At 40.7% G+C, this 19598-nt stretch carries 21 protein-coding genes; 14 read left to right on the top strand and 7 right to left on the bottom strand.

Features of this window, described 5'->3' with window-relative positions; all coding sequences use genetic code 11:
- The first annotated feature begins 22 nt into the window (after nucleotides 1–22).
- The 7 genes from MKY93_RS05315 (at nucleotide 23) to MKY93_RS05345 (ending at nucleotide 6826) form a co-directional block, all read left to right on the top strand.
- On the top strand, nucleotides 23–193 hold the full coding sequence (locus MKY93_RS05315) for an aspartyl-phosphate phosphatase Spo0E family protein (protein ID WP_340758488.1): 171 nt from the start codon (nucleotides 23–25) through the stop codon (nucleotides 191–193).
- Nucleotides 194–374: 181 nt separating this feature from the next.
- The gene (locus MKY93_RS05320) at nucleotides 375–1244 is read left to right on the top strand and encodes an NAD(P)-dependent oxidoreductase (RefSeq protein WP_340758489.1); all 870 of its coding nucleotides are present in this window, start codon (nucleotides 375–377) and stop codon (nucleotides 1242–1244) included.
- A gap of 236 nt (nucleotides 1245–1480) precedes the next feature.
- The gene (locus tag MKY93_RS05325) at nucleotides 1481–3499 is read left to right on the top strand and encodes a sensor domain-containing protein (RefSeq protein ID WP_340758490.1); all 2019 of its coding nucleotides are present in this window, start codon (nucleotides 1481–1483) and stop codon (nucleotides 3497–3499) included.
- A 76-nt stretch (nucleotides 3500–3575) separates the two neighbouring features.
- The gene (locus tag MKY93_RS05330) at nucleotides 3576–3803 is read left to right on the top strand and encodes a hypothetical protein (protein WP_009765674.1); all 228 of its coding nucleotides are present in this window, start codon (nucleotides 3576–3578) and stop codon (nucleotides 3801–3803) included.
- A gap of 143 nt (nucleotides 3804–3946) precedes the next feature.
- Nucleotides 3947–4390 (top strand): cyclic-di-AMP-binding protein CbpB, encoded by a 444-nt coding sequence (cbpB, locus tag MKY93_RS05335; RefSeq protein ID WP_009765673.1) that lies wholly within the window; start codon nucleotides 3947–3949, stop codon nucleotides 4388–4390.
- 122 nt (nucleotides 4391–4512) lie between these two features.
- The gene (locus tag MKY93_RS05340; RefSeq protein WP_340760909.1) at nucleotides 4513–5952 is read left to right on the top strand and encodes an MDR family MFS transporter; all 1440 of its coding nucleotides are present in this window, start codon (nucleotides 4513–4515) and stop codon (nucleotides 5950–5952) included.
- Nucleotides 5939–6826 (top strand): LysR family transcriptional regulator, encoded by an 888-nt coding sequence (locus tag MKY93_RS05345; protein WP_078817853.1) that lies wholly within the window; start codon nucleotides 5939–5941, stop codon nucleotides 6824–6826. Before MKY93_RS05340 ends, MKY93_RS05345 begins: the two co-directional genes overlap by 14 nt.
- A gap of 315 nt (nucleotides 6827–7141) precedes the next feature.
- Here MKY93_RS05345 and MKY93_RS05350 read toward each other — a convergent pair whose 3' ends face one another.
- From MKY93_RS05350 to MKY93_RS05365, 4 genes are all read right to left on the bottom strand, one after another.
- Nucleotides 7142–8332 (bottom strand): MFS transporter, encoded by a 1191-nt coding sequence (locus MKY93_RS05350; protein ID WP_221837003.1) that lies wholly within the window; start codon nucleotides 8330–8332, stop codon nucleotides 7142–7144.
- A 138-nt stretch (nucleotides 8333–8470) separates the two neighbouring features.
- Nucleotides 8471–8926, bottom strand: coding sequence for a TlpA family protein disulfide reductase (locus MKY93_RS05355; RefSeq protein ID WP_078817852.1), 456 nt, complete (start codon nucleotides 8924–8926; stop codon nucleotides 8471–8473).
- Between the two features lie 104 nt (nucleotides 8927–9030).
- Entirely contained in the window at nucleotides 9031–9573 is a 543-nt protein-coding gene (locus MKY93_RS05360) for a peroxiredoxin (RefSeq protein WP_078817851.1), read from the bottom strand.
- Between the two features lie 175 nt (nucleotides 9574–9748).
- Nucleotides 9749–10051, bottom strand: a complete 303-nt coding sequence (locus MKY93_RS05365) for a hypothetical protein (protein ID WP_040758299.1) — start codon at nucleotides 10049–10051, stop codon at nucleotides 9749–9751.
- A gap of 202 nt (nucleotides 10052–10253) precedes the next feature.
- Here MKY93_RS05365 and MKY93_RS05370 point away from each other — a divergent pair, with 202 nt between their 5' ends.
- From MKY93_RS05370 to MKY93_RS05390, 5 genes are read left to right on the top strand one after another with little or no spacing between them, the layout of a single operon-like run.
- On the top strand, nucleotides 10254–11360 hold the full coding sequence (locus tag MKY93_RS05370) for an ABC transporter ATP-binding protein (RefSeq protein ID WP_009765664.1): 1107 nt from the start codon (nucleotides 10254–10256) through the stop codon (nucleotides 11358–11360).
- Nucleotides 11350–12174 carry an ABC transporter permease gene (locus tag MKY93_RS05375; protein ID WP_078817849.1) on the top strand — a complete coding sequence of 275 codons (825 nt, stop codon included), beginning with the start codon at nucleotides 11350–11352 and terminating at the stop codon, nucleotides 12172–12174. The genes MKY93_RS05370 and MKY93_RS05375 overlap by 11 nt, the downstream gene beginning before the upstream one ends.
- Nucleotides 12158–12958, top strand: a complete 801-nt coding sequence (locus tag MKY93_RS05380) for an ABC transporter permease (protein ID WP_340758491.1) — start codon at nucleotides 12158–12160, stop codon at nucleotides 12956–12958. The genes MKY93_RS05375 and MKY93_RS05380 overlap by 17 nt, the downstream gene beginning before the upstream one ends.
- Nucleotides 12955–14028 (top strand): ABC transporter substrate-binding protein, encoded by a 1074-nt coding sequence (locus MKY93_RS05385; protein ID WP_340758492.1) that lies wholly within the window; start codon nucleotides 12955–12957, stop codon nucleotides 14026–14028. Before MKY93_RS05380 ends, MKY93_RS05385 begins: the two co-directional genes overlap by 4 nt.
- Nucleotides 14029–14073: 45 nt before the next feature.
- Nucleotides 14074–14733, top strand: a complete 660-nt coding sequence (locus MKY93_RS05390; protein WP_078817846.1) for a potassium channel family protein — start codon at nucleotides 14074–14076, stop codon at nucleotides 14731–14733.
- Nucleotides 14734–14787: 54 nt separating this feature from the next.
- Here MKY93_RS05390 and rnjA read toward each other — a convergent pair whose 3' ends face one another.
- The 3 genes from rnjA to def all read right to left on the bottom strand — a co-directional run bounded on the left by rnjA (nucleotide 14788) and on the right by def (nucleotide 17468).
- Nucleotides 14788–16455 carry a ribonuclease J1 gene (rnjA, locus tag MKY93_RS05395; protein ID WP_009765658.1) on the bottom strand — a complete coding sequence of 556 codons (1668 nt, stop codon included), beginning with the start codon at nucleotides 16453–16455 and terminating at the stop codon, nucleotides 14788–14790.
- 4 nt (nucleotides 16456–16459) lie between these two features.
- The gene (locus tag MKY93_RS05400; RefSeq protein WP_040758295.1) at nucleotides 16460–16669 is read right to left on the bottom strand and encodes a DNA-dependent RNA polymerase subunit epsilon; all 210 of its coding nucleotides are present in this window, start codon (nucleotides 16667–16669) and stop codon (nucleotides 16460–16462) included.
- Between the two features lie 241 nt (nucleotides 16670–16910).
- Nucleotides 16911–17468, bottom strand: a complete 558-nt coding sequence (def, locus tag MKY93_RS05405) for a peptide deformylase (protein WP_009765656.1) — start codon at nucleotides 17466–17468, stop codon at nucleotides 16911–16913.
- 98 nt (nucleotides 17469–17566) lie between these two features.
- Between def and MKY93_RS05410 the strand changes: the two genes are divergently transcribed.
- Entirely contained in the window at nucleotides 17567–18202 is a 636-nt protein-coding gene (locus tag MKY93_RS05410) for a YkyA family protein (protein ID WP_009765655.1), read from the top strand.
- A 280-nt stretch (nucleotides 18203–18482) separates the two neighbouring features.
- The gene (gene pdhA, locus MKY93_RS05415) at nucleotides 18483–19598 is read left to right on the top strand and encodes a pyruvate dehydrogenase (acetyl-transferring) E1 component subunit alpha (RefSeq protein ID WP_009765654.1); all 1116 of its coding nucleotides are present in this window, start codon (nucleotides 18483–18485) and stop codon (nucleotides 19596–19598) included.

The following is a 19598-nucleotide window of genomic DNA, read 5'->3' on the forward strand; positions in this document are numbered from 1 at the left end:
ATTATGATGGAAGGTGTAGTGTTTGAACTGTAACTTTGAAATTCAAATCGAATGTCTTAGAAACCAGTTAATAGAAGTCGCTCAAAATGAGGGGATGCATTCTGAGCGTACAATTATTCTGAGTCGTGAGCTGGACTTACTGATAAATGAATATGAAAGACAAAAAGAAAAAAGTTTTGAAAAAAATTTGTGATTTATGTTTATATATACGAAAAGGGGGCATAATATAATTGAACACAGCAACATTCTCATTTCCCCCTTTTGTGGATCAATCTTATTTATAAGATTGGTCCTCTTTTTTTGTATCCTTTATTGTAAATAAATTCTGACTCCTATACGATGGAATATATAAATGTATTGTAAGGAGTGATTAAATGAAAAATGAAAAGATAGCATTTATTGGGACCGGTGTGATGGGTGCGAGTATTGTAAAACATTTAGTAAACGCATCCTACGATGTAACGGTGTATACAAGGACGAAGTCTAAAGCGGATCCTTTGGTTGAGCTTGGCGCGCGGTGGGCAGACTCTGTAGGAGAAGCTGTGCGTGAAGCAGATATTATCTTTACGATGATTGGCATGCCGGCAGATGTGGAAGAGGTTTATCTGTCAGAGAACGGCATCTTTGCGAATGGTCGTCCTTCTCAAACGGTAGTCGATATGACAACATCGAGCCCGGAGTTGGCTATTGCTATAGCTCGAAAAGCAGAGTCGCTGCAGATGCACTCTCTCGATGCACCCGTTTCCGGCGGCGATATAGGCGCACAAAATGGCACTCTCTCTATTATGTGTGGCGGTAAAAAAGCGCTATATAATCGTTTGTTGCCGATACTTTCTGTTTTTGGAAAGCAAATTGTCTATCAAGGCGATGCAGGAGCGGGGCAACATGCCAAAATGTGCAATCAAATTACAGTGGCAGGAAATATGATTGGTGCGTGTGAAGCACTCGCTTATGCTATGAAATCAGGACTGGATCCAGATACTATGCTGCAGTCGGTAGCTTCTGGTGCCGCCGGTTCGTGGAGTTTATCGGCTCTCGGTCCGCGAATCATTAAAGAAGACTACGAGCCTGGTTTTTTTGTGAAGCACTTTGTGAAAGATTTAAATATTGCGTTACAGGAGACGGAAAGATTGAATTTAGAGTTACCGGGCCTGAAGCTTGCGCGCAAAATGTATATAGAATTGCTGGATCAAGGATACGGAGAAAAAGGTACTCAAGTCCTGATTAAACAATATATCGATTAAGTAATGAAGCATAGGGGCGTTCTAGCCCCTTTGCTTCTTTTTCTATTCAATTAACTTGTCTTTAGGAAACGTTACGTGAATAGTCACAAAGGGTAGTATAATCTAGGTATCTAGTCTTTTATAGCAGATTAAATAGCTGTATACTTATTGATAAAGGTGAATCTAACTATATCTTAAGTATTAAAAATAATTAAAAGTGCACAATAGAATTTGTAAACGAAAGGAAGCGTCTCAAAATGAACAATGAAGAACCATTTGATCATTTTCTTCAAAAGGAAGAGCCGCAAGCTCACTCTACTATGGTCGTCATCTTAGATGTAAGCTCCAATCAACATATGAAGATTTTGTATACAAATGAAAGTTCTACATCATTCTTTTCATCGAGTAAACATTCGCCTGAGCAATTTTTTGGTCTATATTGGTCAGCAATCCGAGAAGCTATAGTAGAAAAAGCTGCTACTCTAGGTTCATGCCAGATTTCTATTATCGGACAAGAGCCATTGAAAATGACTATGAAGGAGTTAGTTGATTCCTCTAAAGGTTTTTTACTTCTCTTGGAATTTCAGAATTCTGTCTCCCGGAATGCCAATCAGCTATGGAAAGAAAAATATCAATCCCTTCTATTTTCCAATTCAGACGCACTGCTTACATTAAATGGACAAGGACAAATTACATTTTGCAACCCTATGATAAAAAAACTACTTAATTATAAGCCAAAACAATTGATCGGCAAGCCGTTTCATCAGCTTGTAAGTGAAGTAGATCAGCTAAGTTTCAGGCAGTTATGGTCTTACGTGAAACTTGGAAAGACATTTGAATTGCCGCACATCGAGCTAATGCATCAAAAAGGCCATGAATTGCTGGTTTCGCTAAAAGCACTACCTGTTGTAGTGAAGGGAGAGCATCTGGAGACACAAGTCATCTTAAAGGAATTACCGAACTATTTGATCAGTAATTCTAAAATGTATTATCTTTCATACCATGATCACTTGACAGGACTGTGGAACCGCCGAATGTTGAAAATTCATTTCGCCCAAGATTCACTTCAGGCTGTGAATGAAAAGGGGAAACTCCGCATTATTCATTTAGGTATTGATCGTTTTAAAGTGATAGTGGAGTCACTAGGCTATATGGCAGGCAACCAAATCTTAAGGATAGTTGCTGAGCGTTTAAGAAAGATTTGTACAGCGGGTGAGAAAGTTTATCGTAATAGTGGAGATGAGTTTATTTTTCTCGTTCAGGAATACAGCTTCGCCCAAACGGAGCGAATTTGTAATGAAGTGTTATGTTCTTTTAAAAAGCCTTTTCTGTTTAACGGCCAAGAATATTATTTATCTATTTCTATAGGGATTTCTACGTTTCCTGAACACGGAAATACCATTGATGAGCTGACGGAAAAGTCCAAGCAAGCTTTGTCCGTCACAAAACAACGAGGCCGTGCTCATTTTCGATATTTTGAAGAGGATATGAAGGCAACGTTTACAAATGAAGCGTTGATGGAATCTCACTTACGGCGGGCAATTGAGTTTGATGAATTGAAAGTTTGTTTTCAGCCGCAAGTGGAATTAGAAACGGGGACGTCCACAAGCTTTGAAGCCTTACTGCGTTGGAACAATCGCAAGTTTGGTGAGGTTTCTCCAGCCGATTTCATTCCACTTGCTGAAGCTTCCGGTATTATTCATGTAATTGGGGACTGGGTTATCGATCAAGTGTGCCAGCATTTGAAAGAGTGGCAGAAAAAACAGTATAAACCTGTGAAAGTTGCGATCAATATTTCACCAAGTCAGTTCAGATCAGAAAATTTTTGCGTTAAACTGTTTGATACCGTACGTAAATACGAATTACAGACGAATTGTATTGAAATTGAAATAACAGAGAGTGCGCTCATGAGGCCGGATGAAACGTTAAAGTCTTTACGACAACTTAAAGAGATGGGCTTTACTATTTCCGTTGATGACTTTGGAACGGGTTATTCTTCATTGAGTTACTTAAAAAAATATCCGATCGATATAATTAAAATAGACCGTTCTTTTATACAAGATATCGAAATGGATGCCAAAAATGAAGCAATTGCCAAAACGATCATTAATTTAGCACATAGCTTAGGTATGAATGTGATTGCTGAAGGAATTGAAACCGTTTCACAGGCTGAAATTTTGAAGGAATCCAAATGCCGGATTGCGCAAGGATTTCTATACAGTAAGGCTGTGCCATCAGAAGTCATTGAACGAGACTATTTAGAAATTCATCAGTAATGTGTAAAGAGACACATAAATTTCTGCCTTCTGCACAAACTTTATTGTAATGGATGTGCAAAAGGAGTGATAGATTATGTGGGATATATGGCTATGGCCTATGATTTTTGTGAGTGCTATTATGCTGTGGATTTGTTTGGCTGCAGTCAGAAAATCGAGTCGTTCGCTGCAATTGAATGAAAAAGATCAAATTCCTGAGACGGTAGCAGAGCATCCTTATACGATTAATCCGATACTCTGGATCATACTTATCGCCACTTTCTTTGCCTTGTTTGTAATTTTTTATTATTGGGCCTCTTCCTAATGAAGGAAGAGGTTTTTGTTTTTGGAAACAATTCATGTTTTGAGGTGAAAAAAGGCTATTTGTGGTATGATGGAATGGAAGCGGATACTTTTACTTTTTCATTGATAGTTTAACGATTTGACGAACAGAAGGAGCGATTACGTATGGTTTCTATAAATAATAAAGAGTTTCTCTTTGCGCCGATTGCTGACCAAATAATTTCTTCAGAAAAAGTTGCTCATGTGCAAATCGGTAATAACGCAGAACACGCTCTTCTCGTTTTAACGAAGACAGGTTATTCTGCCATCCCTGTACTTGATCACCAGTATCATTTAAAAGGCTTACTCGGGATAGGTATGATTACAGATGCCATTTTAGGTTTAGAACGTATTGAATATGAACGATTAGAGAATATTAAGGTAGATGAGATTATGGAAACATCGCTTCCGACGATTCGAGTAAATGAACGTTTTCAACGAGCGATGGACCTGTTGATTAATCATCCATTTTTATGCGTGACAGAAGAGGATGGGACGTTTGCAGGTATTTTAACTAGACGAGTAGTTATGAAAGAGTTTAAGAAATATCTTTATAATGTTCAAGCATAAATTGATAGTTTGTATAGTTAGATGACAACAAGGCTCCTCTTATGGAGTCTTTTTCTATCTAGAATGGAGTTGAGCGCTCAGTGCAAAAGGAAACAAAGCGTCCGCTCGTGCTTGCGGCAGTGATGCTGGCAATGTTTGTCGGAGCTGTTGAGGCGACGATCGTTACAACTGCCATGCCGACTATCGCATCTGAGCTAGGCGGTTTTTCACGTTATAGCTGGATATTTTCCTCGTATTTATTAATGAGTACCGTCACCGTATTGATTTATGGGAAATTAGCAGATGTCTTTGGAAGGAAACCTATATTTTTTGTAGGATTGACGTTTTTTTTGATAGGCTCCATATTATGCGGTTTTGCGGGTTCGATGGAACAATTGATCATTTACCGCCTTGTACAAGGAATAGGAGCAGGGGCTGTCATGCCTATTGCCACGACGATTGTTGGAGATATATACTCAACCGAGGAGAGAGCAAAGATTCAAGGATACTTATCAAGCGTCTGGGGGATTTCTGCGGTTTCCGGTCCCGTCATTGGTGGTTTGCTGGTTCAATACGTGAACTGGCAGTTTGTCTTTTGGGTAAATGTTCCGCTCGGAATTCTCGCCATGGCTGGCATTTTCTTTTTCTTGCATGAGCCAAAAGAGACGCGCAACGCATCGGTTGATTATAGAGGAGCGGTTTTGCTGACGATCGCTTTGTCGTCAATTTTAGTTTGGCTTGTGGAAGGTGGACAAGCCTTTGGACGGTTCTCTTTAATTGGTCTGCTGTTGTTAGCAGTATCTGCTGTCATTTTCTTTTTATTTTTTAGACAAGAACAGTTGGCAAAGGATCCACTCATATCGTTTAGCATCTGGAAGAATCCCATCATTTTGTATGCGAATTTAGTCTCCTTAACAACTGGCGTTATTTTAATCGGTATTTCATCCTACTTACCTACGTATGTATCTGGTGTAATGGAACAGAAGGCGATTATAGCTGGATTTGCATTGACCGCGATGTCTATCGGCTGGCCATTAGCCTCATCTTTAGCCGGGCATCTGCTCATTCGTTTTGGACCGTTTCTCGTATCGTTTGCCGGCGGTATATCCCTTGTGGTCGGCTCGATGATGTTCGTCTTCATGAATGCAGGTTTAGGTCCGATTTGGGCAGCGTGTTCGAGCTTCTTCATTGGGGTTGGGATGGGGCTGACGAACACATCGTTTATCGTGACGATTCAAGGTGCTGTATCGCGAACGCAAAGAGGTTCTGCCACAGCTGCAAATATGTTCATGAAAAACTTTGGGAATACGATAGGTGCTTCCGTCTTCGGTGCTATTTTGAATGGTACGCTGCTTACGTATTTTGCGGCAGAAAAGTTAATGTATTCCGTAGATGATGTAAATAGCTTGCTGACGGAAGAAAGTCGATCGTTGATACCGATGAAAGAGCTTGTAAGCTTGCAAACCGGTTTAGAAAACTCGTTGCATTGGGTCTATATTGCAATTACCTTTTTTGCATGGATTAGTTTACTGCTGATTTTACGAATACCTCGAGGAAAGGTGTATGAACATGTCGACAACTGAGTTAGATATTATAAAAGCGTTGGCGGAAGAAGGAAATATGCGAAAAGCATCGGAGCGATTACATTTATCCCAGCCTGCGCTTTCTCAACGACTGCAAACAATTGAAAAGGAATGGGGAATGCAGTTGTTCATTCGTTCCCAGAAAGGGCTTGAACCTACGCCTGCCGGTGAGCATGTGATCGCCTATGCGAAAGAGTCTTTAGCAAAACGGGATGAAACGTTGGAGTTGATTGCATCACTTGAGGATAAAGTCCATGGAACGCTGAAGATTGCCTGTGCATCAATCATTGGTCAGACATGGCTACCACAAGTATTGAAAGATTATGTGGCTTTGTATCCGGATGCCAAAATTTCATTGATGACCGGCTGGAGTTCTGAAATATCCAATGCGCTGTATGAAGGAGAAGCGCATATTGGAATTGTCAGGGGGCAGACGGACTGGAAAAGTAATCGCAAGTATTTATTCCGCGATCAGCTGTATTTGGTCGATCGAGAAATCTCGACAATCGACGAGTTGAAAGATACGAATCGGCATTTTATCCAGTTTAAAAGTGATTCGAATTATTATATGGAAATACAGCGTTGGTGGAACAAGCATTTCAATCAACACCCAAGCCGCCAAATTATCGTGGATCAAATTGAGACGTGTAAGCAATTGGCTTTGAATGGGATTGGTTATGCGATCTTACCTTCCATCACGCTCTCGGGCGACGAACGTGTGAATCGTATTCCTTTGTTGAATAGTGAAGAGGAATTTGAGCTGACGCGAGATACATGGCTAATCGGCTACAACTCCACTTTTGAACTGAAGCAAGTAAAGGCATTCGTGGAAATCGTTCAAAAGCATGCCGAGATATTAACGAAGCAATCATAAAAAGCACAAATACTGTATTCACAGCACTTTGGGATTTCAGCTTTAAGATAAATAGCGGCATTGGTTCGGGAGTTTGAGCTAGAGAAGGGGTGCCCTCCGTGAAGCGTACCGTCTGGAATGCAAATCCCGATATACACACTATTGATATTCTACTTTTTTGCGTTTAGTTTGATAAAAAGCTTAATTGAGGTTTAGAAAGCATCCATTTGGAACGTAGGTCAACGGTTCTTTTACCATTCGCCCATTCTTCTGGCGTCTGGATGGAAAACATTAATAAAAAGGCCTTTCCATAGAGGAAGGCCTTTTTGCTGTGGATTAGGTAGTCCTTGAAGACTGCAGAAGCTCTTTGTTGCTCTTTGCCCAATAGGCTGCGAGAGAAAAGCATAGTAACAGGATGAACATACCGACTACGTATGGAGAACTCATATTGATGTCGAAAATGTAGCCGGCCGTAGCGGGACCGACCATATTGCCTAAGCTCATATAGGCATTCATCATCCCGGCGGCATACCCTTGCTCTTTTCCGGCTAATTTTGAAACGAGTGTATTGACTGCTGGTCGCAATAAGGAAGTGGCGGTAGAAAAAATCGTTGCCACCAACAAGATTGTGAAAAATGTATTGACGAACAAGATGCCGAGCATGGCGAATGCAGCGACGATTAAATTAATCAATATTATACGCATCTCACCAAAGCGCCTGAAGAGTCGATCGATGACGAAAGTCTGAATAATAACACCAACAAATCCACCGACTGTGATAATAACTGCGATTTGAGAAGGTGTATAACCGTATTTGTGATCGACATAGAGTGAAATGGTAGATTGGAAGTTCGCTAATCCGAAAGAAAAGACGAACATAACAATGAGCATCACAAAATATGGGGTTTTTGTAGAACGCCACATTTGCTGTAATAGGTTTTCAGCAGTCGTTGCACCCTGTAAAACAGGTTTAGGGTTGGGCAAGAAAATTAGTGAGAAAATCGCAGCGAAGAAGGATGCACCCGTTGCCGCATAGAATGGAAAGACCAGACTAATTTTCGATAGAAATCCGCCGATTCCAGGACCAATCATAAAGCCTAATGACATGGATGCGCCGAGAAGTCCCATGCCGCGACCACGGTTTTCGAGAGATGTAATGTCCGCAACAAAAGCCATTGTCGGAGGGATGATAAAAGCAGCGCCGAAGCCGGAAAAGAAGCGGGCAATATACAACATCCAAAGATCAGTTGATAAGCTGAAAGCTAACTGAGATGATCCATAAATAATTAAACCGATAATGATAATACGTTTTCTGCCGTGTTTGTCTGAAAGGTTTCCAGAAAAAGGAGAGAAAATAAATTGAGCAAATGAAAATATTGCAATTAAGAGTCCGAGTGCTTGTCCTGCTACTCCAAATGTTCCTAAGTATTCGGGCATGATTGGAATAATAAGTCCGACTCCTGCCATCGCGATAAACATGTTGAACATTAAGATGTAGAGGGCAAAGTTTTTTGATTGTATGGCCATTCGACTGCTCGCTTTCTAGGAACTTTTTGTCTATCGTATCATAAAGCAAAGAGGATGACACTTGCTGTGCTTGTAATTTTCTTTGGTTTGATCGAAACAGAAAAAACCGGTTCCTAGTCTAAGGAACCGGTTGCGTGATCAATCTTCTTTTTTCATTTCATCCAATACTCGATTGACACGCTTTTCGAGCATCTTCATACCGCTGCCGCCTGCTTGGAAATGGCGAAGCTGTCCATCTTTATCAAAGACATAATAAGCAGGCACATATTGGTTTTCGAATGCGTCGCTTAACTTTAGTTCACTATCTACGAAAATGGGTTGAGTTATATCATGCTCAGCTGCTACTTTTTTGATTTCTTCTAGATTGGTATCGTCTTCTGAACGCGGCATATGCACAGCTACTACGTTGAGTTCATCTTTATATTGATCTCTGAAGTTGTTTACATCTGGCATTGCTTCTTTACAAAGGTGGCAACTAATAGACCAAAAGTGAATCAGTGTCGGTTTTTCTCCAACTAGTTCAGATTTAGTAGTTTCACCGTTTAACCAAGTTGTCGCACCTTGGAGTTCAGGCATTTGTGTACGTAATTTCATCCAAAGTTCCTCCTAGCTAAGTGTAAAAGAATAAATTTTATAAAAAAATCCCCACGATTGGTGTCATGCGTGGGGGTGCTTGTCCATCTTGAAATCGGAGTAAATTAAAGTGTTTCTTGACCCGGGCGCCAGTTTGCAGGGCAAAGGCCGCCAGTTTGCAATGCTTGCAGTACACGAAGAGTTTCATCCACATCACGACCAATGTTATTATGGAAAACTGTTTGGTATTGAAGTTCTCCTTCAGGATTGATGATGTAAAGACCGCGTAATGCGATTCCTTCTTCCTCTATCAATACGCCGTAATCACGTGATACTGCATGGTTCGTATCTGCTGCAAGTGGGTAGTTAAGTTGTTCAAGGCCATTATCTTTGCGATCTGTATTAATCCATGCAAGATGTGTATGGATGGTATCAGTTGATACGCCGATTACTTCAGCATCCAAGTCTTCGAATTCATCATAGCGATCAGACATCGCAGTGATTTCTGTTGGACAAACAAAAGTGAAGTCCATTGGATAGAAGAAAAGAACTGTCCATTTGTCGTTTTTAATGTTTTCTTGTAAACTAACTTTCCCAAAAGATTTGTCAGCTAATACTGCCTCCATTGTGAAATCTGGAGCTTGTTTACCTACCATGCGCTCAGCCATTTATAAACCCCTCCAATTAATCTTGTATGCAAAACCTAGTCTGTATTGCACAATTCTTATATAGACTATCAAATAGTGAATCCAAATACAATTAGATTGACTTGAAAATTATAACAATTAGTAAATGTTAGTGAAGATAGTATATGCGAAGAAATTGGGCAAGCTAAGTGTAAGCTTACTCAAAATCTTGTTGGCAGTCAGAGGGCTTCAATGGTCGCGATTGGCAGGTTTGGCAATTGGGATCACAGATCATTTCACGCCATTCATCGCAGTCTTTGCAGTAGCGTGCATCAAACTCATCGCTATAATGCAGAGGTTCCATACACTCAATACAATGAGAGGCCATTTCTTTCCAAGATCGGATTTTCTTCTTGTTTACAAGAAAGATTCCCTCTAGTTGATTTTCTCTCGTTGCTGGTTCTGTTTTCCGATTCCGCTTGGCATCAGAATCCAAATAAAAAAACAAATGGTCTTCCAACTGAATCCCTCCTTAATCAATGGCTTTATTTTACTATGCCCGTTGCAAAAAAACAATTTTCATGACTATTTTCCTGTATGTTATATTTTCGCTTGAAACCATGAGGATATTTGCTTTCGGGATCGTTTTGTGTATAATGATTAGGTTTATAAGTTTTCATGTAGTATATGTAATAAGTAGAGTAGTGTAAGGAGGAATCATATTGACAAATCAACCGATTATCCGCTTTGAAAATGTCACGAAGCGATATGACGAGTCGACGACTGTACTCAATCGCGTTTCATTTGAAATGGAGCGGGGGAAATTTTATACATTGCTTGGCCCTTCTGGTTGTGGGAAGACTACAATCTTACGTTTGATTGCTGGATTTACAGAAGCTACGGATGGCACAATTCTTTTCAATGGAAAGAAGATTAATTCTGTTCCGGCAAACGAACGACAAGTGAACACTGTATTTCAAGATTATGCACTTTTCCCCCATTTAAATGTATATGAAAATGTAGCATTTGGATTACGCATTAAAAAAGTAAAAAAGAATGAAATTGACCGCAGAGTGAAAGAAGCGTTGAAATTTGTCAATTTGGCGGGCTATGAATCTCGAGAAATCACAGAAATGTCAGGTGGCCAGCGTCAGCGTGTTGCTATTGCACGAGCAATTATCAATGACCCTGAAGTGATTTTGCTGGATGAACCTTTATCGGCGCTCGATTTAAAGTTGCGGTCAGAAATGCAGTATGAATTGCGGGAACTGCAACAGAGACTTGGAAAAACATTCGTCTTTGTAACACACGATCAAGAAGAGGCGCTTGCGATGTCGGATGAAATTTTCGTAATGAACAATGGAGAGATCCAGCAATCCGGCACCCCAATCGATATTTACGATGAACCGATCAACCGTTTTGTTGCAGATTTTATCGGTGAATCAAATATTGTATCTGGAAGGATTATCAAAGATTATTTAGTGGAGTTTACAGGTAAGCAATTCGACTGTGTGGACGGTGGATTTTATCCGAATGAGAAAGTAGACATTGTCATTCGTCCCGAAGATCTGGAGATGACCACGATTGAAAAAGGGAAGCTGAGTGTCACAGTAGATACACAGCTATTCCGCGGAGTTCATTATGAATTATCTACTTACGACACGGACGGTAATGAGTGGTTGGTCCATTCGACGAAGCCTGCAGACGTAGGCACGATGATTGGATTGGATTTTGCTCCGGCGGATATTCATGTCATGCGACTGAATGAATCGGAAGAAGACTTTGATGCACGTCTGGAGTCGTTTGGAGTGGCGGAAGATGAAGAATAATCCGCTGCGCTTTGTTTATGCCGTGCCGTATGCTGTGTGGATGCTGTTATTTGTCTTGGCTCCGATAGCGGTCATAGTCTATTATTCATTTTTTGATTTGTCGGGGAATTTAACGCTAGGTAATTATCGTAACTTCTTCAGTTCAATCTATTTTAAGTTGACGATGAGTTCTTTTTGGTATGCATTTCTAATTACTTTTTTTTCTTTGCTGATCTCCTATCCGACGGCTTATTTCCTTACAAAAACAAAGCATAAGCGATTGTGGTTGCTGTTGATCATCATTCCTTCTTGGATTAATCTTCTATTGAAGACTTACGCATTCATTGGTTTGATGGGGCTGTATGGGCCGATCAATGGTTTTTTGGAAACGATCGGAATCGGCAGTCAGCAGATCTTATTTACAGATTTCAGCTTTGTATTCGTATCGGTCTATATTTTTATACCATTTATGATTTTACCAATCTTCAATTCGCTTGATAAAATCAACCCGACTTTGCTTGACGCTTCGAAAGATCTGGGTGCGAGCAGTTGGGTAACGTTTAAGCGGGTCGTATGGCCAATGACGATCGATGGTGTGAAGTCGGGTGTGCAGGTCGTCTTCATTCCTGCGCTTTCTTTGTTCATGATCACCAGGTTGATCGCGGGCAACAAAGTGATTACGTTAGGTACCGCAATTGAGCAGCAATTCCTAGTAACACAAAACTGGGGAATGGGATCGACGATAGCAGTGTTCCTCATTATCTTCATGTTTTTGATCATGTTGCTGACATCAGGAAAAGAGAAAGGAGCCTCCGCTAATGGGAAAACTAAGTAGTCTGCCAAGGATCTATTTGGCCCTAGTTTTTGTAGTTTTATATGCTCCTATTTTCTATCTCATTTATTATTCCTTTAATTCCGGTGGCGGGATGTCTAATTTTGAATCCTTTACTTTGGAACATTATCAAGCGGTGTTCCAGGACACACGCCTTTTGATCATCGTCATGAATACGATAATTATTGCTTTGCTGTCTGCCTTGTTATCTACAACCATCGGGGTAATTGGAGCGTTAGCAATTTATTTTATGAAAAATAAATCCATGCGGCAAACTGTATTGTCATTGAATAATATCTTAATTGTCAGCCCGGATGTAATCATCGGTGCATCATTTTTAATATTATTTACACTGATCGGTGTCAAACTGGGATTTGCTTCCGTCTTAATCTCACACATTGCGTTCAGTATACCGATTGTGGTGATTATGGTGCTGCCTAAGCTGCTTGAGATGAGCACTTCTCTAGTGGATGCTGCACTCGATCTCGGGGCTTCTCGCAGAGAAGTTCTGACACGTGTAGTACTGCCGTATATTAAGCCGGGGATTTTCGCTGGATTCTTTCTTGCGTTGACGTATTCATTGGACGACTTTGCGGTGACCTTTTTCGTGACAGGGAATGGTTTCTCGACGTTGTCGGTTGAAATCTATTCAATGGCTCGAACAGGTATTACATTGACGATCAATGCGCTGTCCGGCTTGATTTTCGTTATTACCATGGTATTGGTGCTGGGTTATTATATCATCGGCAATAAAACGAAATCACCTAACCAGGGGGTGAAGAGATGAAAGGGATTTTAAGCAGTGCGGCAACCATTTTGCTCGTTTCTTTTGTCTTATTGTTCATCAACCTCCAGCTTGAAAATAAACATGGGCGAGTAGGGAAAGATACGATAACCGTCTATAATTGGGGAGAATATATCGACCCGGAACTGTTGAAGCAATTTGAAGAACAGGAAGGTATTAAAGTAATATATGAAACGTTTGATTCAAATGAAGGAATGATGGGGAAAATTGAGCAGGGCGGTACTTCTTATGATATTTCGGTGCCTTCAGAATACGCTGTTCAAATGATGGAGCAAAAGGATTTATTACTGCCTTTGGACTTTGATAAAATCCCGAATATCAAGAATATTGACCCGTACTTTATGAATCTCGCGTTTGATCCGCAAAATAAATATTCGATTCCTTACTTTTGGGGGACGCTGGGTATTGCCTATAATCCATCTCTTTTGGACGGACAGACTTTCGAGAGTTGGGAAAGTTTATGGGACGCATCATTGCGTCAGAAGGTGATTCTAGTCGACAGTGCAAGGGAAGTACTTGGTGTCGCATTGAATTCATTTGGTTATTCATTGAATTCGACTAGCTTGCAGGAGTTGAAAGAGGCTACGGATAAACTTGAAACAATGGGCCCCAATGTAAAAGCTGTAATTGGTGATGAAGTTACCCAGTTGATGATTAACAACGAAGCTTCTGTCGCACTTACATGGTCGGGTCAAGCGGCAGATATGATCTCAGAAAACGAAGACATTGATTATATCGTGCCTGAAGAAGGATCGAATCTGTGGTTTGATAATATTGTTATCCCTCGCACTGCTACAAACATTGAAGGTGCCTATAAATTTATCAACTTCATGTTGGACCCTGAAGTTGCAGCGCAAAATGCGGAATACGTAGGTTACTCTACGCCGAATGTTAAAGCGTTATCCTTCATGGATGAGGAAATCACGGAAGATGAAAGATTCTATCCGGATGAAGAGGCGAGAGAACATTTGGAAGTGTATAAGAATTTGGGACTGGAGACGCTCGGAGTGTATAATGAGTTATTCCTGAAATTCAAAATGGGATTACGATAAGGCAAGGGAGCCGGATGGTTTCTGCGTAATGTGAGGAGCATGGATATGAAAAAAGAATTTGTGGTCATCGGTTTAGGGCGTTTTGGCGGCAGTATTGTCAAAGAACTGATCGAACTTGAAGCGGATGTTATGGCGATTGATAAATCACAGGAACGAGTGGATGAGTTTGCGAACATTGCTACACAAGCAGTAGCGGTCGATACGACAGATGAAGCGGCTTTGAGATCTTTAGGTATTCGAAATTTTGAGCATGTTGTCATCGCGATTGGTGAAAACATTCAAGCTAGCATTTTAACCACGTTGATTCTCAAAGAAATTGGTGTCTCTCGGATCACAGTCAAAGCGCAGAATGATTATCATGAGAAAGTGCTGCGGAAGATAGGGGCAGATCAAGTCGTCCATCCTGAACGTGATATGGGGAAGCGTATTGCAAATAATTTAGTTTCCAATAACATACTGGACTACTTGGAACTGTCGGATGAATATTCCATCGTGGAGATACAAGCAAACGATCATCTTGCCGGATCTTCCCTGATTGATTTGGATATCCGTGCTAAGTTTGGAGTAAATATCGTCGCGATCAAAAGAGGTACGCACATTCTGGTGTCCCCTCAAGCGATAGAACAAATCGAAGTCAATGATATATTGATTGTCATCGGTTCGGATTTAGATATTCATCGTTTTGAACGAAAGGCGCTACACTAATACTTAACAAAAAAGCAAGTGCAGATTAGATGCACTTGCTTTTTGTATACCATTTTATAGTTCCATAATAACCGGAAGAATCATCGGCTTACGTTTTGTTTTTTCGTAGAGATACGGAACGAGTGTGTCGATAATATCGCTTTTCAATTGATTAACGGAATCTGGCTTAGTTTCCAATTTCCGTTTCAATGTTTTGGAAAGCATATATTGCGCTTCGTTGATCATGGCGCCTGATTCACGCATGTAAACAAATCCGCGGGAAATCAAATCAGGACCGGATACAAGGCGGTTTTTCTTCGTATCGATCGTTGCGACAACGATGACTAAACCGTCTTCTGATAAAATTCGGCGGTCGCGCAATACTACATTGCCGATATCGCCGATGCCGCTTCCGTCAATGTAGACATCCCCAGAAGGAACTCGGCCGGCAAGTCTGGCTGTTTGATCAGTAAGTGCAAGCACATCACCGTTCGCCATGATGAATACATTTTCACGCTCTACATCGCAATCTACAGCGAGTTGTTCATGCATCGTCATCATACGGTATTCACCGTGAATCGGCATGAAGTACTTCGGCTTGATCAGACGTAGCATCAACTTCTGTTCTTCTTGTGACCCGTGACCGGATGTATGAATATTATTTAACGGACCGTGGATGACTTCTGCTCCTGCGCGGAATAACGAATTTATCGTCTTGTTGACGCTGAGCGTGTTGCCAGGAATCGGAGAAGATGAGAAAATCACCGTGTCACCCGGCTGAATTTGTACTTGTCTATGCGTACCATTTGCAATACGTGATAGTGCCGCCATTGGTTCCCCTTGGCTGCCCGTACAAAGAATCATCACTTCATTTGCAGGCAGACGATTGAGTGATTGGGAATCGACGAATAAATCTTTTGGTGCATCGATATAACCTAGTTCTCGTCCGATCGTGATGGCATTGTCCATACTGCGTCCGAAAACAGCAATCTTCCTGTTGAAGTTTTGAGCGGCTTCGATCACTTGTTGCAAACGGTGGATATTCGAAGCGAAAGTAGCGAAAATGATTCGTCCATCTACAGTACGGAAGATATCATTCAAGCTTTCTCCGACTTTTCTTTCGGACATTGTAAAGTTCGGAACTTCGGCATTTGTACTATCTGATAGTAGACATAGCACGCCTTCGCTTCCGATTTTCGCCATCTTGTGCAAGTTCGCAGGTTCTCCTACAGGCGTGAAATCGAACTTGAAATCTCCTGTATGCACGATATTGCCGGATGGTGTTTTGATTACAACACCAAAAGCGTCTGGTATACTGTGCGTTGTTCTGAAGAAAGATACGGCTGTTTTACGGAATTTAATAAAATCATCTTCTTCGATTTCATGTAGCTTCGTAGTACGAAGCAATCCGTGTTCTTCTAATTTATTACGTAATAAACCAATCGCAAGTTTTCCTCCATAGACTGGGATATTTACTTTGCGCAATAGATAAGGGATTCCGCCGATATGGTCTTCATGTCCGTGCGTGATAAAAAGTCCTTTGATTTTGTCGACATTACGTTCAAGATATGTGTAATCAGGAATTACATAGTCAATGCCTAACAAGTCATCTTCAGGAAATTTAATCCCAGCGTCAATGATGATAATTTCATCTTGGAATTGCACACAATACGTATTTTTACCGATTTCACCTAGTCCGCCTAGGGCAAATACGGCCGTTTCGTTATTTTTAATCGACTTCATTTATTTAGACCTGCTCGACCTGGAAGTGAGGGGAAGCTTGTTCGTACTCTAAATGTTCGCCTTCCAGCTTTTGAATGTATTCGATCATAATCTGGCGGTCTTGCAACTGATCGCGGACGGCCTTCTCTGTTTCGGCTTCAACGTATAAGCTCTGTGTGTTTTCGCGGACTGGAACTTGGTGTACGTTTTCATGGTAATAAACTTTAAAAATCATAATGAACTCTCCTTTTTTACGTTCGATATAAAACATATTCTTCATAATAGCACTTAATTTCTTTAAAATAAAGAAAAGCCCACCAATTGCTTGGCGGGCGTAAAAGTCTAGGCAATAGTCTTTTTACCGAGCAGGCCATTCAGTCGTCTAAGCAATTTGCGTTTAAGACGTTTGTACATGGCTTCATCACTCCTTGACAAGACTATACCATAATCTGAACTCTCTGTCAAGTTTTATTCCTTTACTCTCTTTCGAATGGGATAGCACCTGGGATATCTTTATAAGGAGCATTCTCATCAATATGGTCATAAAACATAATGCCGTTTAGATGATCCAGCTCATGCTGAAAAGCGATGGCAGGTAACCCTTTTAAACGTTTCTTTATTTCATTGCCTTCTTTATCATATGCTTTAATTGTGATGCGCGAATAACGTGGGACATATCCTGGTACGTCACGGTCTACAGATAAGCAGCCTTCTCCAGAAGAAATATACGTTTTTTCTACAGAGTGGCTTACGATTTTCGGATTAATGGCAATGAAGTTCGTCAAAGGTTTTTCATCGTCAGGTATATGCAAAGCAAATACTCTTTTTGAAGCATTCACTTGAGGTGCTGCTAGACCGATTCCTGAACGTAAGTTATATTTTTCACAGAGCTCTTCATCTTGACTGTTTACTATATATTCTAATAGGTCATCACATAATTGTTGATCTTCAACACTTAATGGGAAAGTCATCTCTTTTGCTTTCGCGCGCAAGGTTGGATGCCCCTCACGAATAATATCTTTCATTAAAATCATTTCTACTCTTCCTTTCGGATATGGTTGTTACTAGTATAAACGAACCTGAAAAATGGTGAAAGAGAAAAGTACGGAGAATAGTTTAGGAGGCTTCTTCTATGAAGAAAATAACATTGATAATTGCAATGGTCGCAGTGTTGAGTGCATGCTCTGAAGACCAGACAGTGGAACAGCAGCTTACAGACACGCTGGCCGACGTGAATGAAAAGGAGAAACAAGGAATAAGCTACGTGAAAAAGCTGAACCAGCAAGAATTAAAAGAACAAAAACGATTCACCGATACGATGGAACTAACCCAAGAACAATATCCAGAAGTGAAAAAGCAAGTTGCATCTTTGAAAAAATCAGCAAGAGAACGAACGATCATAATAGAAAAAGAAGAGAAAGCTTTAAGCGAGGCTAGAGAAGCGGCAGACAAGTTGTCTGCGTTGATTGACATAGTGGACAAAGCAGAAAAAGAGACGTTGGAAAAACTAATTCAAGCTTTAGAAGAACGTTTTGAAAAACATGAGCAATTGATTTCGGATTACAAAAAACTCATTGATGCACAAACTCAGCTGTATACTCAATTGGAAGACCGAGAAATTCGCTCCAGCCAATTACAAAAACAAGTTAAGGAAGTGAATATCTTAACTTCTGGTCTTCAACAGAAAATAGACGAATTCAATAAATCCACAAATGAGGTCAATCGATTACAAACACGTGCGTTTGGAAGTTTAGAGAAAGCGAAATAAGGAAAGAGAAAAGCAGGGAGAATATACCCTGCTTTTTTGGAGAGTCTAATTTCGGGAGGAATATTGACTAGTCAAACAGTGGAATTGCAGCATCTGTACCAATACAGAAGTAATATTGTTTTAGTACAGAGTGTTTTTTGAAAAGACAGGTAATGAGCGGAAACTCTTTAAATACAATGTTTGACCAAGCGCTCAGTTTTGAGTATACTTGGAAATATAGTTAGTTGTATTAATTTTATTCGAAAACAATATAATACAGATACGAAGGAGAGATCAAGATATGGTAGCTAAAAAAGGAAATCAGTATGATCCGGTGAAAGCGCTTCAACTGATTGAAAGCCAATTTGATATGGTGCAAATTCTCAATGAAGAAGGAAAAATTGTAGATAAGGACCTAGATCCGAAACTTCCTGACGAAGAATTAGTTGAATTGATGACTCGCATGGTTTATACACGAATTTTGGATCAACGTTCCATTTCTTTAAACAGACAGGGGAGATTAGGTTTCTATGCTCCTACGGCAGGTCAAGAAGCTTCTCAGCTTGCTTCTCAGTATGTTTTGGAAAAAGAAGATTTCATTCTTCCAGGTTACCGCGATGTGCCTCAATTGCTTTTCCACGGCTGGCCGTTAGATATGGCGTTTTTATGGTCAAGAGGCCATTATGAAGGCAGCGTGATTCCGGATGGTTTAAATATTTTCCCTCCTCAGATCATCATTGGCGCTCAATATATACAGGCAGCGGGAGTCGGTCTGGGTTATAAGAAAAAAGGAAAGAAAGCAGTTGTTATAACATATACAGGTGACGGTGGTACTTCTCAAGGTGACTTCTATGAAGGGTTGAACTTCGCGGGAGCTTACAAAGTACCGGCAATCTTCATTATCCAAAATAACCAATATGCAATCTCTACTCATCGGGATGTGCAGACGGCTGCAAAGACACTAGCTCAAAAAGGCGTGGCTGCAGGCGTGCCAAGTGTTCTGGTTGACGGCATGGATCCGTTGGCGGTATATGTAGCGACTCGTGACGCAAGAGAGCGTGCAATCAATGGCGACGGTCCAACATTGATCGAGACGATGTGTTACCGTTACGGACCGCATACAATGGCTGGGGACGACCCAACACGCTATCGTACATCTGATATTGACAGCGAATGGGAAAAACGTGACCCGATCGTTCGTTTCAGAACTTACTTAGAGGGCAAAGGCATCTGGTCTAAAGAACAGGAAGAAAAAGTTATTGAACGGGCGAAAGAAGAAATTAAAGAAGCAATTAAGAAAGCAGATGCGGCTCCAAAACAAAAAGCAAGCGATTTTATGAAAATCATGTATAAAGGCGATCTGCCATTTAATTTACAAGAACAATTGGATGTGTATGTTGGAAAGGAGTCGAATTGA

The sequence above is a fragment of the Sporosarcina sp. FSL W7-1283 genome (genome assembly GCF_038003105.1).
GTDB classification, from domain to species: Bacteria; Bacillota; Bacilli; order Bacillales_A; family Planococcaceae; genus Sporosarcina; species Sporosarcina newyorkensis.

Excerpts from the sequence above, each read along its gene's own strand:
- MKY93_RS05320 (WP_340758489.1), top strand. The coding sequence starts at position 375 with ATGAAAAATGAAAAGATAGCATTTATTGGGACCGGTGTGATGGGTGCG.
- MKY93_RS05325 (WP_340758490.1), top strand. The coding sequence starts at position 1,481 with ATGAACAATGAAGAACCATTTGATCATTTTCTTCAAAAGGAAGAGCCG.
- MKY93_RS05330 (WP_009765674.1), top strand. The coding sequence starts at position 3,576 with ATGTGGGATATATGGCTATGGCCTATGATTTTTGTGAGTGCTATTATG.
- cbpB (WP_009765673.1), top strand. The coding sequence starts at position 3,947 with ATGGTTTCTATAAATAATAAAGAGTTTCTCTTTGCGCCGATTGCTGAC.
- MKY93_RS05340 (WP_340760909.1), top strand. The coding sequence starts at position 4,513 with ATGCTGGCAATGTTTGTCGGAGCTGTTGAGGCGACGATCGTTACAACT.
- MKY93_RS05345 (WP_078817853.1), top strand. The coding sequence starts at position 5,939 with ATGTCGACAACTGAGTTAGATATTATAAAAGCGTTGGCGGAAGAAGGA.
- MKY93_RS05350 (WP_221837003.1), bottom strand. The coding sequence starts at position 8,332 with ATGGCCATACAATCAAAAAACTTTGCCCTCTACATCTTAATGTTCAAC.
- MKY93_RS05355 (WP_078817852.1), bottom strand. The coding sequence starts at position 8,926 with ATGAAATTACGTACACAAATGCCTGAACTCCAAGGTGCGACAACTTGG.
- MKY93_RS05360 (WP_078817851.1), bottom strand. The coding sequence starts at position 9,573 with ATGGCTGAGCGCATGGTAGGTAAACAAGCTCCAGATTTCACAATGGAG.
- MKY93_RS05375 (WP_078817849.1), top strand. The coding sequence starts at position 11,350 with ATGAAGAATAATCCGCTGCGCTTTGTTTATGCCGTGCCGTATGCTGTG.
- MKY93_RS05380 (WP_340758491.1), top strand. The coding sequence starts at position 12,158 with ATGGGAAAACTAAGTAGTCTGCCAAGGATCTATTTGGCCCTAGTTTTT.
- MKY93_RS05385 (WP_340758492.1), top strand. The coding sequence starts at position 12,955 with ATGAAAGGGATTTTAAGCAGTGCGGCAACCATTTTGCTCGTTTCTTTT.
- MKY93_RS05390 (WP_078817846.1), top strand. The coding sequence starts at position 14,074 with ATGAAAAAAGAATTTGTGGTCATCGGTTTAGGGCGTTTTGGCGGCAGT.
- rnjA (WP_009765658.1), bottom strand. The coding sequence starts at position 16,455 with ATGAAGTCGATTAAAAATAACGAAACGGCCGTATTTGCCCTAGGCGGA.
- MKY93_RS05400 (WP_040758295.1), bottom strand. The coding sequence starts at position 16,669 with ATGATTTTTAAAGTTTATTACCATGAAAACGTACACCAAGTTCCAGTC.
- def (WP_009765656.1), bottom strand. The coding sequence starts at position 17,468 with ATGATTTTAATGAAAGATATTATTCGTGAGGGGCATCCAACCTTGCGC.
- MKY93_RS05410 (WP_009765655.1), top strand. The coding sequence starts at position 17,567 with ATGAAGAAAATAACATTGATAATTGCAATGGTCGCAGTGTTGAGTGCA.
- pdhA (WP_009765654.1), top strand. The coding sequence starts at position 18,483 with ATGGTAGCTAAAAAAGGAAATCAGTATGATCCGGTGAAAGCGCTTCAA.